This window comes from Kitasatospora sp. SUK 42 (assembly GCF_015776785.2).
Taxonomy (GTDB): domain Bacteria; phylum Actinomycetota; class Actinomycetes; order Streptomycetales; family Streptomycetaceae; genus Kitasatospora.
In genome coordinates, this window is the sequence record NZ_LFMD02000002.1 from 298,852 (window position 1) to 314,184 (window position 15,333).

Below are 15,333 nucleotides of genomic sequence, written 5' to 3' on the forward strand. Positions count from 1 at the left end.
CCACGCTTCGTAGACTGTTCGCCGTGGAGTCGATCGTGGTGAGTGCGTGTCTGGCCGGAATCCCCTGTCGTTACGACGGGCGGGCGAAGACCGATGAGGGCGTGGTGCGGCTGGTCGAGGAGGGGCGGGCCGTCGTGGTGTGCCCGGAGGGGGCGGGCGGGCTGCCGACGCCCCGGCCGGCGGCGGAGATCGTGGGCGGGGACGGCGCGGACGTGCTGGACGGGCGGGCCCGGGTGGTGGACACCACCGGGGCGGACTGCACCGAGGAGTTCGTGGCCGGGGCCCGGGCGGCGCTCGCGGCCGCCGAGGCGTCGGGGGCCCGGCGGGCGGTGCTGATGGCGCGCAGCCCGTCCTGCGGCTGCGGGCAGGTGTACGACGGGACGTTCTCCGGGGAACTGCGCCCCGGGGACGGCGTGACGGCGGCGCTGCTGCGGCGGGCCGGGATCGAGGTCACCGCCGGTTAGGGCGTATCCGCCCCGCCGCCGAGCTGTGATGCAGTCGCGATCTCCCGAGCGGGTCCGTCCGGCAGGCTCTTTCGTCCAATGGGGAGTACTGCCAACGGACATGGGGAGGGCCCGGGAATGGGAAGACAGGCAAGACCGGCGAGAGCCGGTGCGCTGGGGGCAGCGGTGGCGTTGGCCGCGCTACTGGTCGGCGGCTGCAGCGCGGCCGACTCGGGGGGCCCGGCCAAGAACGACTCGGCGGGGGCCCCTGCGGCGGCGCCGGCCAACCCGGGCGGGCCGACCGGCGCGGCGGCCCCCCAGGTCTCGGGGGCGCCGGCGGCGGCCGGTGTCACCCCGGTCGCCGACACCCATCTGATCGCGTACACCGCGCAGCTCACCCTGAACGCCCAGAACGTCTCCCAAGTACTCGCCAAGGCCCGGGAGTTGGCCACGAACTCGGGAGGCTACGTCGGCGGTGAGCAGGTCTACGGCAGTCCCGGGAACGAGTCGGGGCAGCTGGTGCTCAAGATCCCGTCCGCCGCCTACCAGCAGACCCTGGACCAGCTGGCCGCCCTGGGCGAGGTGTCGACCCGCAAGAGCCAGGCTGACGACCTGACCCAGCAGGTCGCCGACGTGGCGAGCCGGGTGCAGACCCAGCAGGCGAGCGTGGAGCGGGTGCGGGCGCTGATGGCGCAGGCCAAGTCACTGAGCGAGATCACCTCGCTGGAGTCGGAGTTGAGCCGGCGCGAGGCGGACCTGGAGTCCCTCCAGAAGCAGCAGAAGGAGTTGTCCGCGCGGACCTCCTACTCCACCGTCACTCTGGAGGTCCACCGCGCGGCCGCCTCACCGACGCCGCCGGCGACCCCGGCACCGAAGGCGGAGGGCTTCGGCGGCTCGGTCGGCTCGGCGCTCGGCGGCGGCTGGCACGTCCTGGTGGTCATCGCCCGTGCGCTGGCCGTGGCGATCGCCGCGCTGGCACCGTTCCTGCTGGTGCTGGGGGTCCCGGCGGCGCTGGGCTACCGCTACTGGCGTCGGCGCCACCCGCGGCCCGCCGCGTCCGCGGCGCCGGACGCCGAGCCCACGGGATTCGAGCCCCCGGAGGCCGAGCCCGCCGTAAGCGCGGACCCCTCGAACGGGCAGAGCGCCTGGCCCCAGCCCTGAACACACCGGTGGCGGGCCCTCCGGCTCCGGAGGGCCCGCCACCACGGGGCGTCAGCGCGCGCTGGTCTCGTGCACGAAGGCGACCAGACGGCTGAGCGCGTCCGGGTCCATGGACGGCATCACGCCGTGGCCGAGGTTGAAGATGTGGCCGCTGGTGCCGAGCGCCTGGGCGGCGTGCAGCACCTCGCGGGCCTTGGTCTCGACGACCTTGGTGGGCGCGAACAGCACCGCCGGGTCGAGGTTGCCCTGAAGGCCCTTGCCGGGGCCGACCCGCTCGGCGGCGACGTTCAGCGGCACCCGCCAGTCGACGCCGACGATGTCCGCGCCGGCCTGGCCCATCAGGCCGAGCAGCTCACCGGTACCGACGCCGAAGTGGATCCGCGGCACCCCGTAGTGGGCGACGGAGTCGAAGACCTTGCTGCTGGCCGGCATGACCGAGCGGCGGTAGTCGTCCGGCGCGAGCGCGCCGACCCAGGAGTCGAACAGCTGGACCGCCGAGGCGCCCGCCTCGATCTGCACCTTGAGGAACGCCGAGGTGATGTCCGCGAGCCGGTCCACCAGGGCGGCCCACAGCTCGGGCTGCCCGTACATCATGGCCTTGGTGTTCTCGTGGTTCTTGGACGGGCCGCCCTCGACCAGGTAGCTGGCCAGGGTGAACGGCGCGCCCGCGAAGCCGATCAGCGGAGTCCCGCCGAGCTCGTCCACCAGCAGGCCGACGGCCTCGGTGATGTAGGGGACGTCGTCGGGCTCCAGCGGGCGCAGCCGCTTGAGGTCCTCGAAGGTCCGGATCGGATCGGCGATGACCGGACCGACGCCGGCCTTGATGTCCACGTCGATGCCGACGGCCTTGAGCGGCACCACGATGTCGCTGAAGAAGATCGCCGCGTCCACCTTGTGCCGGCGCACCGGCTGCAGGGTGATCTCCTTGACCAGCTCGGGCCGCATGCAGGACTCCAGCATGGGGATGCCCTCGCGGACCTTCAGGTACTCGGGCAGCGAGCGGCCGGCCTGGCGCATGAACCACACGGGGGTGTGCGGCACCGGCTCCTGCCGGCAGGCGCGCAGGAACGCGGAGTCGTGCGCGGCGCCGCGGCGCGCGGGGGTGGGTCGGCCGCCGCTGGGGGCCGCCGTCGGGTCTGCCGTAGTCTCGCTCACGGGTCAAATCTTCGCATGTGCCCCGGCACGGACCCCCCGACCGGGCTCGTCGGTTCCTCCAAGATCTGGCCGGGTTTGCCGTTCCGGCACGCCGCTCGGAGAGAAGTTGCGGCGATAACCCGGGTTTTCGACCTAGTCTTCGGGTCATGGCAGCGGTCGGAGGGCACCCCGCGCAGGGTGGCGGAGCAGGTGGCGGAACGGGTCGCGAGGGGGCGCCGAGCGAGTTCCGGGCCGCCGTGGAGACCCTGGAGGGGGTACGGCTCCGGCCCGAGGTCCAGCTCTCCCCCGCGCCGGCCCCGCGCCGGCTCGCCCCGTACGCGTTCGCGCTGACCGCCACCGTCGAGGTGGACGGCGAGGAGCTGGCCGACGGCCGGCTGGTGCTGCTGTACGACCCGGCCGGGCAGGAGGCCTGGAACGGGGAGTTCCGGGTGGTCACCATGACCCGGGCCGAGCTGGAGCCCGAGATGGCCGGCGACCCGCTGCTCCCCGAGGTCGGCTGGGCCTGGCTGCTGGACGCGCTGCAGGCGCACGGCGCCGGGTACGCGGAGCCGTCCGGCACGGTGACCCGTGCCGCCTCGCAGTACTTCGGCGGCCTGGCGGACCGCCCGTCCTCCACCGAGATCGAGATCCGGGCCTCCTGGACGCCGGCCGACGGCCGGTTCGAGCGGCACCTGGCGGCCTGGGGGGACCTTCTCTGCATCAGCGCCGGCCTGCCGCCGGCCACTCCGACGCCGCAGGGCCCGGCCGAGGTGACGTCACTCGGTGGAGTGGTCCCGATGCCGGCCCGGCGACGCCCGCGGTCGCACTGACGGGGGGCGCCCGGGCCGGGTGGCACCTCCCTGCCCGCAACGCCACCCCCAGGGCTGACGGAGTGTGACTTCGGCCGCGCTCTACGTCAATTAACCGCTGGAAATCGACTGATCTGCGAAGGTTCTGATCGATTTTGTGCGAATTCCGGGCATGTCGCATCACTCATATGCGCGATTTGTCCGTATTGTTACTCACTAGATCGTGATCTTTCGCTAAAGCCGGGCACGGTAGCTGCCGAAGCAGACTGTGACCCTTTCCGAACGCGGAACACTCCGAACCGCCCCCATCGGGGTTCCGTCCGCCACTCCCCGCAGGAGGCCTGGTGTCGGTCCTTCTTGAGCACCCCGCAAACGTGGTCGCCTACCGGCCGACCAAGCCCACCGCCATGGTGGTCATCGCCGATCCCCGCGTCCGAAACACCGTCACCCGTCACCTGTGGGCGCTCGGCGTCCGCGACGTGATCGAGGTGTCCTCGATCGCCGAGGCCCGTCCCCGGGTCTCCACCCCGCGCGACATCTGCGTCGCCGACGTACACCTCCCCGACGGCTCCGGACTGACCATCCTCGCCGAGACCCGCGCCGCGGGCTGGCCCAACGGCCTGGCCCTCTCCGCCGCCGACGACATCGGCGCCGTCCGCAGCGCGCTGGCCGGCGGCGTCAAGGGCTACGTGGTCACCGGCACCCGCACCAACGTCGCGATGCCCGGCCGCCCGGGCCTGCCGCTCGGCGCCGCCGGGCTGGCCGGCCGGATGCGCCGCCCCGGGATGCCGGGCATGCCGGGTGCCGGCGGCGCACCGGGCGCCGCCGGAGCCCCCGGTGCGCCGAGCCCCCAGCAGGCCGCCTACCGCGAGCTGTCCGGCCGCGAGGTCGAGGTGCTGCGGCTGGTCGCCGAGGGCCAGTCGAACAAGGCGATCGGCGTGGCGATGGGCCTGTCGGCGCTCACCGTGAAGAGCCACCTCGCCCGCATCGCCCGCAAGCTCGGCACCGGCGACCGCGCCGGGATGGTCGCGGTCGCACTGCGCACCGGAATCATCCACTGAGCCGATCGGCCCCACCGCTGCGGCGGCTCAGGAGGAACGTTTCCTCCTGAGCCGCCGCAGCGATCGTGCGGCGCCCCGGTGCCCCGGACGCGGCCATGCGGGTGACGGTCTGACCAGTCCGACAACACTCACGGTTCCGAGGACCGTCGTACCCTTGGTGGGTGACCGACGCCGTAGCAGCCATCCCAGAAGAAGCAGCCCCGGTCCCGCTCCTCGAACCGAAGGAGGGGATCCCGCCCGTCGTGGCGGACGAGCAGGCGCTGGCCGCCACCGTCGCCGCCTTCGCCTCGGGCACCGGACCGGTCGCCGTCGACGCCGAGCGCGCCTCCGGCTACCGCTACGGGCAGCGCGCGTACCTCATTCAGCTGCGCCGCGAGGGTGCCGGCTCCGCCCTGATCGACCCGATCGCCTGCCCCGACCTCAGCGGGCTGGGCGCCGCCATCGAGGACGCGGAATGGGTGGTGCACGCCGCCACCCAGGACCTGCCCTGCCTGGCCGAGGTGGGCATGAGACCGCGGCTCCTGTTCGACACCGAGCTGGCCGGGCGGATCGCCGGCTTCCCCCGGGTCGGGCTCGGACCGATGACCGAGAACGTGCTCGGGCTGAGCCTGGCCAAGGAGCACTCGGCGGTCGACTGGTCCACCCGCCCGCTGCCCGAGCCCTGGCTGCGCTACGCGGCTCTGGACGTCGAGGTGCTGGTCGAGCTGCGCAACGCACTCGAACAGGAGCTGGACGCCCAGGGCAAGCTCGGCTGGGCCCTGGAGGAGTTCGCCTCGATCGCCGCCGCGCCCCGCCCGGCACCCCGCACCGACCCGTGGCGGCGCACCTCGCAGCTGCACAAGGTCCGCCGGCGCCGCCAGCTCGCCGTGGTGCGCGAGCTGTGGCTGGCCCGCGACCGGATGGCGCAGGAGCGTGACGTCTCCCCCGGACGGGTGCTCTCGGACGCGGCGATCGTCAACGCCGCGCTGGCCATGCCGCTGAACGTCGCCGCGCTGCAGACCGTCCAGGGCTTCGGCCCGCGGGTGCACCGCCGTCAGCTGGAGCAGTGGCTGGCCGCCGTGCAGCGCGCCCGGGAGATCCCGGAGAACCAGCTGCCGCCGGCCGCCGCGCCGCACGACGGACCGCCGCCGCCGCGGGCCTGGGCCGAGAAGGACCCGGTGGCCGCCGCCCGGCTCTCCGGTGCCCGCGCCGCGGTCAGCGAGCTGGCCGAGCGCCTGCACCTGCCGGCCGAGAACCTGATCACCCCTGACCTGGTGCGCCGGGTCTCCTGGCAGCCGCCCATCGAGCTGAGCGCCGAGGGCGTGTCCGCCGCGCTGCGCCGGCTCGGTGCCCGGCAGTGGCAGGTCGACCTGGTGTCGCCGGCGGTGGCGACCGCGTTCGCCGCCGCGGTCAGGGTCAAGGACTGACCGGGCGCGGAACGCCGGAGAGGCTCCGCCGAGAAGGGGACGTCGTCCGTACGGACGGTGTCCCCTTCGGCGTACCCGGGGAGCGTTCCTGGTGGCAGGTGCCGCGGGACGTGGCGCGGGACACACGGGTCGAACCCTCCGAGGGGCCTGGGCAGGCTGGTTACCGACCGGTAGCATGACGGTGTGCGGCGCCGCCCCGGCCTTCGCCGGCGGCAGCCTGCCCACCTCGTAATGTTGGTCCCTGGGAGGAGAGCCCCCGTGCCTCGTACCGCGAGGGACGTCGTCTTCGTCGATGGCGTCCGCACCCCGTTCGGCAAGGCCGGCCCGAAGGGCATCTACCACGAGACGCGCGCCGACGACCTCGTCGTCAAGTGCATCCGGGAGCTCGTGCGCCGTAACCCGAACCTGCCCGTCGAGCGCATCGACGAGGTCGCCGTCGCGGCCACCACGCAGATCGGCGACCAGGGTCTGACCATCGGGCGCACCGCCGCCCTGCTGTCCGGCCTGCCGAAGTCCGTCCCCGGCTACGCGATCGACCGCATGTGCGCCGGTGCGCTGACCGCCGTGACCACCACCGCCGGCGGCATCGCCTTCGGCGCGTACGACGTGGTCGTGGCCGGCGGTGTCGAGCACATGGGCCGCCACCCGATGGGCGAGGGCGTCGACCCGAACCCGCGCTTCGTCTCCGAGAAGCTCGTCGACGAGTCCGCCCTGTTCATGGGCATGACCGCGGAGAACCTGCACGACCGGTTCCCGCACCTGACCAAGGAGCGCTGCGACGCCTACGCCGTGCGCTCGCAGGAGAAGGCCGCCAAGGCGTACGCCAACGGCGACATCCAGCCCGACCTGGTGCCGATCTCGATCCGCAACACCAACCCCGAGGTCGGCGAGACCGGCTGGGGCCTAGCCACCGTGGACGAGCCGATGCGCCCGGGCACCACGATGGAGTCGCTGGCCGGCCTCAAGACCCCGTTCCGCCCGCACGGCAACATCACCGCGGGCAACTCGGCCGGTCTGAACGACGGTGCCACCGCCTCGCTGCTGGCCGCCGAGGACGTCGCCGAGGAGCTCGGCCTCCCGGTCAAGATGCGCCTGGTCTCGTACGCCTTCGCCGGTGTCGAGCCCGAGGTCATGGGCATCGGCCCGGTGCCGGCCACCGAGAAGGCGCTGGCCAAGGCCGGTCTGACCATCGACGACATCCAGGCCTTCGAGATCAACGAGGCCTTCGCCGTCCAGGTGCTGTCCTTCCTGGACCACTACGGCATCGCGGACGACGACGAGCGGGTCAACCCGTACGGCGGTGCGATCGCCTTCGGCCACCCGCTGGCCTCCTCGGGCGTGCGCCTGATGAACCAGCTGGCCCGCCGCTTCGAGCAGCGCCCGGACGTCCGCTACGGCCTCACCACGATGTGCATCGGCTTCGGCATGGGCGGCACCATCATCTGGGAGAACCCCCACTTCGAGGGTGGTAAGTGACCATGAGCACCACGACTGAGCTGCTCCAGCACGGCGCCGAGCTGTTCCCGGGCGAGGTCGTCACGACCGCGCACGTCCGGCACCTGGACCTGCCGCTGCAGGCCGGCCGGCTGGCCCTGATCACCCTGGACAACGGCTTCGACCACACCAAGCCGACCACCTTCGGCCCGGGCTCGCTGCTCAAGCTGAACGAGGCGCTGGACCAGGTCGAGGCCGAGGCCGCCGACGGCACGATCGTCGGTGCCGCGATCACCGGCAAGCCGTTCATCTTCGCGGTCGGCGCCGACCTCAAGGGCGTCGAGCTGCTCAAGCAGCACGCGGACGCGCTGGCCATCGGCAAGGGCGGCCACGAGGTCTTCAAGCGGATCGCCGCGCTGCCCGTCCCGACCTTCGCCTTCTACAACGGCGCGGCCATGGGCGGCGGCGTCGAGGTCGGCCTGCACTGCGACTACCGCACGGTGTCGGCGGGCCTTCCGGCCTTCTCGCTGCCCGAGGTGTTCCTGGGCCTCGTCCCCGGCTGGGGCGGCTGCACCCTCCTGCCGAACCTGATCGGCGCCGGCAAGGCCGTCAAGGTCATCGTCGAGAACTCGATGAGCCAGAACAAGCAGCTCAAGGGCAAGGACGTGTTCGAGCTGGGGATCGCCGACGCGATCTTCGAGCCGGCCGACTTCCTGGAGCAGTCGCTGCTGTGGGCCGCCAAGGTCGTCAAGGGCGACGTGGTCGTCGAGCGCGAGCCGATCGACCGCGGCAAGGCCTGGGACGACGCGGTCGCCTGGGGCCGGCTGGTCGCCGACGCCAAGGTGCACGGTGCCGCTCCGGCCGCGTACAAGGCGCTGGACATCATCGCCGCCGTCAAGGACGCCGACTTCGCCGACAAGGCCAGCCTCCAGGCCGGCTTCGACGCCGAGGACGCGGCCCTGGCCGACCTCATCATGAGCGGCGAGCTGCGCAGCGGCATCTACGCCTTCAACCTGGTGCAGCGCCGGGCCAAGCGCCCGGTCGGCGCTCCGGACAAGTCGCTGGCCCGCCCGGTCTCCAAGGTCGGCGTCGTCGGCGCCGGTCTGATGGCCTCGCAGCTGGCGCTGCTGTTCGCCCGCCGTCTGGAGGTGCCGGTGGTCCTCACCGACATCGACCAGGAGCGCGTCGACAAGGGCGTCGGCTACGTCCACGCCGAGATCGACAAGCTGCTCGGCAAGGGCCGGATCGGCCAGGACAAGGCCAACCGCCTCAAGGGTCTGGTCACCGGCTCGCTCGACAAGGCCGCCGCCTTCGGCGACGCGGACTTCGTGATCGAGGCCGTGTTCGAGGAGATGGGCGTCAAGCAGACCGTCTTCGCGGACCTGGAGAACGTGGTCTCGCCGACCTGCGTGCTGGCGACCAACACCTCCTCGCTGTCGGTCAGCGAGATGGCCTCGAAGCTGAAGCACCCCGAGCGGGTCGTCGGCTTCCACTTCTTCAACCCGGTCGCGATCCTGCCGCTGCTGGAGATCGTCCGCGGCGAGAAGACCGACGACGCGTCGCTGGCCACCGCCTTCGCCGTGTCGAAGAAGCTGAAGAAGACCTCGGTGCTGGTCAAGGACGCCCCGGCGTTCGTGGTGAACCGGATCCTGACCCGCTTCATGGGCGAGATCCAGGACATCATCGACGAGGGCACCCCGATCGCCAGCGTCGAGAAGGCCGTCGAGCCGCTCGGCCTGCCGATGTCCCCGATCGTGCTGCTGGAGCTGGTCGGCCCGGCCATCGCCCTGCACGTCTCGGAGACCCTGCACGGCGCCTTCCCGGAGCGGTTCACCGTCTCCGAGAACCTCGGCAAGGTGGTCAAGGCCGGCAAGCGCGGCTTCTACACCTGGGTCGACGGCAAGCAGGTCCTCGACCCCGAGGTGCTGGAGCTGCTGACCTTCGGCGACTCGGTGCTCACCGAGGAGCAGGTCCTCAGCCGCGCCCTGGAGGCCGTGGCGCAGGAGATCGGCCTGATGCTGGAGGAGGGTGTCGTCGCCGAGGCGCAGGACATCGACCTCTGCATGATCACCGGCGCCGGCTGGCCCTTCCACCTGGGCGGGATCACCCCGTACCTGGACCGTGAGGGCGTCTCCGAGCGGGTGAACGGCAAGAGGTTCCTCGCCCCCGGCGTGGCCTCGGTGCCCGCGTAAGGCGTAGCGGTACGGCGGAGCCCCGGTGACCACTCGGTCACCGGGGCTCCTTCGTGTGTACGGACGCCTCGGCGGTCGGGGCGTGTACGGGGGTCTCGGTGCTTGAGGGCTCTCAGTGCTTGAGGCGGTAGACGACGGTGTCGCCGATGACGCCGATCATCTCGTAGTGGGTGTCCAGCAGGTTCTCGATCCGGGGGACGAGCACCGGCTGGTACGGGGCGATGCCGGAGTCGTCCACGAAGACCTCGGGCAGGCCGTTGGCCAGCTCCTTGTCGAAGGTCTGCCAGGCGTTGCTGACGCTGAACTGCTCGCCGACGCTGGCGCTGCCGTCCTTGCCGCCGCTGTAGTTGGTGAGGAAGCCGGCGGTCAGGTAGCGGGTGGCGGGCTTGCGGTCGGCCAGCCAGTACAGCTCGGGGTGCATGCCCCAGACCAGCACGGTGTCCTTCGGGGTGGTCTGGGCGGCGACCGCGGTGGCGACCTCGGTGGTGCGGTCGAGCCGCTCCCCCGGCCAGGCCAGCGCCAGGCCCCAGAAGACGGTGGCGGCGGCCGTGGTGTACACCAGGACGGGCTTCCAGCGGATCGCCGAGGTGGCGACCGCCCCGGTGCCCAGCAGCACCAGCGGGGGCATCAGCTGGAGGTAGTAGTGGCCGAAGAAGTGGAAGCCGACGCTGACCGCGACGACCGAGGAGAGCAGCCAGACCCACAGGTCGGCGGTCGAACCGTGCTCCTCGCCGGCCACCGGCAGCGGGCGGTGGCGGTACTTGAACCAGAGCCGGCGGCCGACCGGGAACAGGAAGCCGAGTCCGGCCGCGGCCAGGATGCCCAGGTTGCCGAAGGCCCGTCCGAGCATCTGGAGCCAGGCGCCGCCGAAGGAGGCGTAGTCGCCGCTGCCGGTGACCACCCAGAAGAGGAAGCCCTTGGGCTTGGTCAGGATGACCGCGACCAGCGCTATCGGGACCGCGAAGCCGAACCCGATCTTGAACAGGGCGGGCAGCCAGCGCACCCCTCGCCGGCGGGTGTCCTGCAACAGCATCCAGAGCACCGGCAGCATCACGGCCCCGCCGGTCTGCTTGGTCAGCGAGCAGAGCGCCACCGCGATGCCCGCGGCCAGCCAGCGGCGGCGTTCGGCGTACCGGAAGGCGGCCACCATGGCGGGCAGCATGAAGACCTCGAAGGTCGCCGCCTGGGTGTCCTCCGGGGAGAGCCCGATGGAGACCAGCAGGTACAGCAGTCCGGCGCCGGCCCCGGCCCGGTTGCCCCAGCGGCCGCGGGCGATCGAGGCCAGCAGGATCGCGGTGACCAGGTGGGCCACCACCGCGAGGGTGCGCAGCGGCCAGAGCGAGGCGGAGCCGAAGACGGCGAAGCAGGCCTGGTAGAGCCAGGGCAGCAGCGGCGGCTTGCGGTCCACCACGGTGTCGTACAGCACCCCGCCGTCGGCGAGCATCCGGGCCTGGGTGGCCAGGAAGCCCTCGTCCGGGCTCCAGACGGGCCGGGCGAAGGAGGGGATGTGGGTGACCAGCGCGACCAGCGCGAGCACCGGCACCAGCCTGGTCCAGTACCCCTGACGCAGGTGGGTACGGGCGCGCTCGGGCAGGCGTGAGGCCAGTCCGGCGAGGCTGGGGCGGGTGGGGGTCGGCACGAGTGACAACCTACCCGGCGGGATCGGCGCGGATGGCGCCGGTCCCGCCTTTCGGTGCGATTGTCAGCTTGTTTCGCGGCGAACTGTTACAGAGCCACGGCGGTCGGCCATCGACGGGGCGGCCGGAGCTCCCGGGCCGCCCCGGGCCCTGTCAGGCCGCCCCGGGCCGTCTCAGGCCTCGACCGGCGCCGCGTCCAGCTTGGCGACCAGGGCGGTCACCTTGCGGGCGATGTCGGGGCCGTTCAGGCCGATCTCGGCCAGGATCTCGTTCCGGCTGGCGTGGTCCAGGAACTCCTGCGGGATGCCGAAGTCGCGCACCGGCAGGTCCACGTCCGCGTCCCGCAGCGCCTGCGCGACCGCCGCGCCGACGCCGCCCACCCGGCCGTTGTCCTCGATCGTGACGACCACCCGGTGCTCGGCCGCCAGGCCCGGCAGGGCCGGGTCGACCGGCTTGACCCAGCGCGGGTCCACCACGGTGGCGGTGATGCCCTGGGCGGCCAGCAGGTCGGCGACCTCCAGGCTGGTGGAGGCCATCGCGCCGACCGAGACGATCAGCACGTCCGCGCGGTGCGCCCCGCTCGGCTCCTCGGCCGCGCGCAGCACGTCCATGCCGCCGATCCGGCCGACCGCGGGGACGGCCGGGCCGACCGTGCCCTTGGAGTAGCGCACCACGGTGGGGGCGTCCTCGACCTCGACGGCCTCGCGCAGCTGGGCGCGCAGCTGGTCGGCGTCGCGCGGGGCGGCCAGCCGCAGCGTCGGGACGACCTGGAGGATCGACATGTCCCACATGCCGTTGTGGGAGGCGCCGTCGTTGCCCGTGACGCCGGCCCGGTCCAGGACGAAGGTGACGCCCAGCTTGTGCAGGGCGACGTCCATCAGGACCTGGTCGAAGGCCCGGTTGAGGAAGGTCGCGTAGACCGCGAACACCGGGTGCAGGCCGTTGGTCGCCAGGCCCGCGGCGCTGGTGACGGCGTGCTGCTCGGCGATGCCGACGTCGAAGATGCGGTCCGGGAAGGCCTTGGCGAAGGGGGCCAGGCCCACCGGGTGGAGCATGGCGGCGGTGATGCCGACGATGTCCTCGCGCTCGCGGCCGAGCGCGACCATCTCCTCGGCGAAGACCGACGTCCAGTCCTTGCCCGCGCTCTTGATCGGCAGGCCGGTCTCCGGGTGGATCACGCCGACCGCGTGGAAGCGGTCCTCGTCGTTGTTCTCGGCGGCGTGGTAGCCGCGGCCCTTCTCGGTGAGGCAGTGCACGATCACCGGGCCGCCGAAGCCGCGCGCCTTGGTCAGCGCGGACTCCAGGGCGGTCAGGTCGTGGCCGTCGATCGGGCCGATGTACTTGAGGCCGAGGTCCTCGAACATGCCCTGCGGGGCGATGAAGTCCTTGAGGCCCTTCTTGGCGCCGTGCAGCGTCTCGAACAGCTGCTGGCCGACCACGGGGGTGCGCTTCACCGCGTCCTTGCCCCAGGAGAGGAAGCGCTCGTAGCCCTGGGTGGTGCGCAGGGTGGCGAGGTGGTTGGCCATGCCGCCGATGGTCGGCGAGTAGGAGCGCTCGTTGTCGTTGACCACGATGACGACCGGGCGGTCCTTGGCGTCGGCGATGTTGTTGATCGCCTCCCAGGCCATGCCGCCGGTGAGCGCGCCGTCGCCGATCACCGCGACGACCGGGTCGTTCCTGCCCAGCAGCTGGTTGGCCTTGGCCAGGCCGTCGGCGTACGACAGCACGGTCGAGGCGTGCGAGTTCTCGATCACGTCGTGCTCGGACTCGGCGCGGGACGGGTAGCCGGACAGGCCGCCCCTGGTCCGCAGCCCGGAGAAGTCCTGGCGGCCGGTGAGCAGCTTGTGGACGTAGCTCTGGTGGCCGGTGTCGAAGAGGATGCGGTCGCGCGGCGAGTCGAAGACCCGGTGCAGCGCGATGGTCAGCTCCACCACGCCGAGGTTGGGGCCGAGGTGGCCGCCCGTCTTGGAGACCTCGGTCACCAGGAAGGTCCGGATCTCCTGGGCCAGTGCGGCCAGCTGTCCGGGCGTGAGCCGGTCGAGATCGCGCGGTCCCCGAATGCGGGTCAGCAGGGCCACCCGTTCCTCCTCGTTCAGTGTTCGCGGACCGCGGACGGTCCGACGGGCCTCGCTGCCCGGTCAGACGGCAAGCCGGCGGTCTCGGCCCGGTGCCGACCGGTCGAGTCTAATCTCCGCTTGACGGACACCGAGCGGCACGCCCGGTGCCACCGACCGGTTACCGCCATCCCGGGAGGTCGGGCAGGGGGCATCGGTCAATGCGGTATTGACGGACATGAGTTCGATGCGGGCCGTGGAACTGGGGTTCCGAGGCGCCGGCGACAGGGGTGCTCAGTGACGGCCGAGGGCGCCGGACTCGCCCATCTCGCTCATCACCAGGGCCAGCGCGCCGAGCACCTCGGCCCGGCCTCCCAGCGTGCCGGGGACGACCGAAAGCTGACGGGCCGCACTGGGGATCGCGTAACGGGCGACCGAGTCGCGGATCGGGGCGAGCACCAGCTCACCGGCGTCGGCGAGGTCCCCGCCCAGGATCACCCGGCGCGGGTTGAGCAGGTTGCAGAGGGTGGCCACGCCGGTGCCGATCTGCCGGCCGGCGTCGGCGATCACCCGGCGGCAGCCGAGGTCGCCCTGGTGGGCCAGCTCGACCACCCTGGGCAGGGTGAGGTCCGGGCCGAGGGTGGAGCTGAGCAGCGAGAGCAGGTAGCGGGAGCCCACGAAGGTCTCCAGACAGCCGCGGTTGCCGCAGCGGCAGACCGGGCCGGCCTCGTCCAGGGTGATGTGCCCGATCTCACCGGCGGTGCCGCCCGGGCCGCGGTAGATCTGGCCGTTGACCACCAGGCCGGCGCCCACCCCGCTGGCGATCTTGATGTACGCGAGGTCGCTCAGGCCGCGGCCGGCACCCCAGACCAGCTCGCCGAGCGCGCCGAGGTTGGCGTCGTTGTCCACGTGCACCGGCATGCCGAGCCGCTCGGCCAGCTCCCGGCCCGGCGCGACGCCCGTCCAGCCCGGCAGGATCGCGGTGGAGCCGAGCGCACCGGTCTCCACGTCGATCGGGCCGGGCACGCCCAGGCCCACGCCGATCACCTTCTCCGGGCGGAAGCCGGCCTGCTCCAGCAGCCGCGCGACCATCGCCTCGGCCCGGTCGAAGCCCTGCGCGGCGGAGACGTCCACGTCGATCGGGGCGCTCTCCTCGGCCAGCACCCGGTGCGCGAGGTTGCCGATGGCCACGCGGAGGTGGGTGTGGCCGAAGTCGATGCCGACCACGATGCCGGCGTCACCGCTGAGCGAGACGCTGCGGGCGCGACGGCCGCCGGAGGAGGTGTCGGCGACGACGACGGTGCCGCTCTCCTTCAGTTCCCGCACGATGTTGGAGACGGTGGCCGCGGAGAGGCCGGTGCCGCGGGCGATCTCGGCCTGGGTGAGCGAACCGGCCATCCGCACGGCACGGAGCACCCGCTCCAGGTTCGCCCGGTGCAGGGACGACTGCGAGCCCGGCGTGTCCGTCGACATGATCCACCCTCCCAGGGTGGGGAGGCCTCCGGTGGGCTTCCCCTTCAACTCCTGAAGCCTACGGCTCGGGGGGCGGGGTGGGGGCTTCGGGTGTTCGGGGGGCTCCCGGGAGGGTGGGTGCGGGGGCTTCGGGTGTTCGGGGGGCTCCCGGGAGGGTGGGTGCCGCCGGGGGTGGCTCCGGGGGTGGCCGCTCCGGGGGCTGGATGATTTTCCGACTGCCGACTCTGTGGGTGGGGGGTTGGTCGCCGTTGGCAGTCTGAAAATCACCTGTTACGCCCCTCTCCGCGGCCACCCCCTCCGCCACCCCCTCCCGCAGCGCGTCCCTCTCGCCCGGTCGGGTGGGGGGGTGATGGGGGTGCTGTGGGCGGGTGGGTGCGGGCGCGCGGGCTTCGCCCTGCGCGCCCTCGGGGCGGGTGCGATGGGTGAGGGCGGATGGTGAAGGTGTTGCATGGTCAGGGGTCCAGGGGGCTCCTGGCGGCGGCTCAGAAACACCCGCCACTACCATGGTGCCCAATCTCAACCGTCCCAT

At 72.5% G+C, this 15,333-nt stretch carries 11 protein-coding genes; 7 read left to right on the forward strand and 4 right to left on the reverse strand.

Annotated features, from left to right (window positions below; all coding sequences use genetic code 11):
- Window positions 1–23 precede the first annotated feature (23 nt).
- Together RZ50_RS01295 and RZ50_RS01300 are read left to right on the forward strand one after the other, a co-directional pair.
- Window positions 24–464, forward strand: a complete 441-nt coding sequence (locus RZ50_RS01295) for a DUF523 domain-containing protein (protein ID WP_196948163.1) — start codon at window positions 24–26, stop codon at window positions 462–464.
- A 165-nt stretch (window positions 465–629) separates the two neighbouring features.
- Window positions 630–1,604, forward strand: coding sequence for a DUF4349 domain-containing protein (locus RZ50_RS01300; RefSeq protein WP_196948162.1), 975 nt, complete (start codon window positions 630–632; stop codon window positions 1,602–1,604).
- A gap of 51 nt (window positions 1,605–1,655) precedes the next feature.
- Here the strand turns inward: RZ50_RS01300 and hemE are convergent, their stop codons facing one another.
- Window positions 1,656–2,759, reverse strand: a complete 1,104-nt coding sequence (gene hemE / locus RZ50_RS01305) for a uroporphyrinogen decarboxylase (RefSeq protein WP_196948161.1) — start codon at window positions 2,757–2,759, stop codon at window positions 1,656–1,658.
- Window positions 2,760–2,905: 146 nt separating this feature from the next.
- Here hemE and RZ50_RS01310 point away from each other — a divergent pair, with 146 nt between their 5' ends.
- The 5 genes from RZ50_RS01310 to RZ50_RS01330 all read left to right on the forward strand — a co-directional run bounded on the left by RZ50_RS01310 (window position 2,906) and on the right by RZ50_RS01330 (window position 9,640).
- Window positions 2,906–3,568, forward strand: coding sequence for a DUF3000 domain-containing protein (locus RZ50_RS01310; RefSeq protein WP_196948160.1), 663 nt, complete (start codon window positions 2,906–2,908; stop codon window positions 3,566–3,568).
- Window positions 3,569–3,891: 323 nt separating this feature from the next.
- Entirely contained in the window at window positions 3,892–4,608 is a 717-nt protein-coding gene (locus RZ50_RS01315) for a response regulator transcription factor (RefSeq protein WP_217680181.1), read from the forward strand.
- A gap of 161 nt (window positions 4,609–4,769) precedes the next feature.
- On the forward strand, window positions 4,770–6,014 hold the full coding sequence (locus tag RZ50_RS01320; RefSeq protein ID WP_196948556.1) for a ribonuclease D: 1,245 nt from the start codon (window positions 4,770–4,772) through the stop codon (window positions 6,012–6,014).
- A 258-nt stretch (window positions 6,015–6,272) separates the two neighbouring features.
- Window positions 6,273–7,490 (forward strand): acetyl-CoA C-acyltransferase, encoded by a 1,218-nt coding sequence (locus tag RZ50_RS01325; protein ID WP_196948557.1) that lies wholly within the window; start codon window positions 6,273–6,275, stop codon window positions 7,488–7,490.
- Between the two features lie 2 nt (window positions 7,491–7,492).
- Window positions 7,493–9,640, forward strand: coding sequence for a 3-hydroxyacyl-CoA dehydrogenase NAD-binding domain-containing protein (locus RZ50_RS01330; RefSeq protein WP_196948558.1), 2,148 nt, complete (start codon window positions 7,493–7,495; stop codon window positions 9,638–9,640).
- Between the two features lie 112 nt (window positions 9,641–9,752).
- On the opposite strand, the gene RZ50_RS01335 is transcribed toward RZ50_RS01330, so the two are convergent.
- From RZ50_RS01335 to RZ50_RS01345, 3 genes are all read right to left on the reverse strand, one after another.
- Window positions 9,753–11,279, reverse strand: a complete 1,527-nt coding sequence (locus RZ50_RS01335; protein WP_308271129.1) for a glycosyltransferase family 39 protein — start codon at window positions 11,277–11,279, stop codon at window positions 9,753–9,755.
- Window positions 11,280–11,450: 171 nt separating this feature from the next.
- A complete protein-coding gene (dxs, locus tag RZ50_RS01340; RefSeq protein WP_196948559.1) occupies window positions 11,451–13,355 on the reverse strand; it encodes a 1-deoxy-D-xylulose-5-phosphate synthase in 1,905 nt (634 codons plus the stop codon).
- A 270-nt stretch (window positions 13,356–13,625) separates the two neighbouring features.
- Complete coding sequence (locus RZ50_RS01345; protein WP_196948560.1) at window positions 13,626–14,804, reverse strand: ROK family transcriptional regulator; 1,179 nt, start codon at window positions 14,802–14,804, stop codon at window positions 13,626–13,628.
- Window positions 14,805–15,333 lie beyond the last annotated feature (529 nt).